Origin of the sequence: Corynebacterium sp. ACRPF (assembly GCF_022347395.1) — a bacterium.
In the GTDB taxonomy this organism is placed as follows: Bacteria; Actinomycetota; Actinomycetes; order Mycobacteriales; family Mycobacteriaceae; genus Corynebacterium; species Corynebacterium tuberculostearicum_D.
The window spans coordinates 1-897 of sequence record NZ_JAKRNB010000044.1; the positions used below are offsets into that span (position 1 = coordinate 1).

Genomic DNA, 897 nt, shown 5'->3' on the forward strand with positions numbered 1-897 from the left:
CCAGGTATGTATCTTGAACGCTATCCATAGCCCAGCCCAGTACCCTGCGGGAATGACCATCGCGGACTGCGCACAAGTACAACCAGCCTTCACCGGTGCGCAGGTAGGTAATATCCGACATCCATACTCGGTTGAGCTCACCAGTATCAAACATGCGCTTGACCAAGTCAGGAAGCGTGGACTTACGCTTGGCTTGAATCGTTGTCACTGGGACAAAGGCCCGCGGGGAAATCCCTTCAATGCCCATCATGCGCATCCGTTTAGCCACAGTCTTACGATTAAGCGAAATGTGGTACCGCTCGATAAGTTCTGCGGTGATCCGCGGAGCACCATAAACCTCGTCGGAGTCCGACCAAATCTGATGAATCTTACGGTCAACGTCATCGTAAAAAGCTGCACGATTATCTTCGCCGGATAGCCGCTTCTGCTGCGTATGAGACCATTTGTAGTATCCAGACCGAGACACTTTTAATAGCCGTGCCATACGTTTGATGCTGTAGTTCGCCTTCTCTCGCTGCATTAATTCGAACTTTTCTGTTCGCGTTGCTTGGCGGCGAAGAAGGCTGTCGCTTTTGACAAAAACTCGTTATCCATCTTGGCTTCCGCCAGCTCACGGCGCAGACGAGCATTCTCAGCACGAAGATCCGCCTCGCTTAGCCCGTCGGATGCTCCTCGGCGCTCACGCTCGAGTTTGACCCACCTGCCTAAAATTGTGGCTGATACGCCAATTTCCTTAGCCACATGAGCGATTGGGCGCTGCGACTCGATTACCAGGTTTGCGGCTTCACGCCGGTACTCCGGCGTGTACTTCTTGCGCTGTTGATTCACAATGAACATCCTCTCCTACGGACACAAGATCCGTACAAATAGGGTGTCCACTACTTGAGGGTAACCTCA

The 897-nt window shown here is 52.5% G+C and carries 2 protein-coding genes; both read right to left on the reverse strand.

The annotated features are described in order from the left end of the window. Positions 1-520, reverse strand: a 520-nt coding sequence (locus MHX61_RS11230) for an IS3 family transposase (RefSeq protein WP_239194943.1), incomplete at its 3' end; no start/stop codon positions are given. Further along, positions 520-837: a transposase gene (locus MHX61_RS11235; RefSeq protein WP_239194946.1), complete on the reverse strand. Its 318-nt coding sequence runs from the start codon at positions 835-837 to the stop codon at positions 520-522. The genes MHX61_RS11230 and MHX61_RS11235, both read right to left, overlap by 1 nt. Positions 838-897 lie beyond the last annotated feature (60 nt).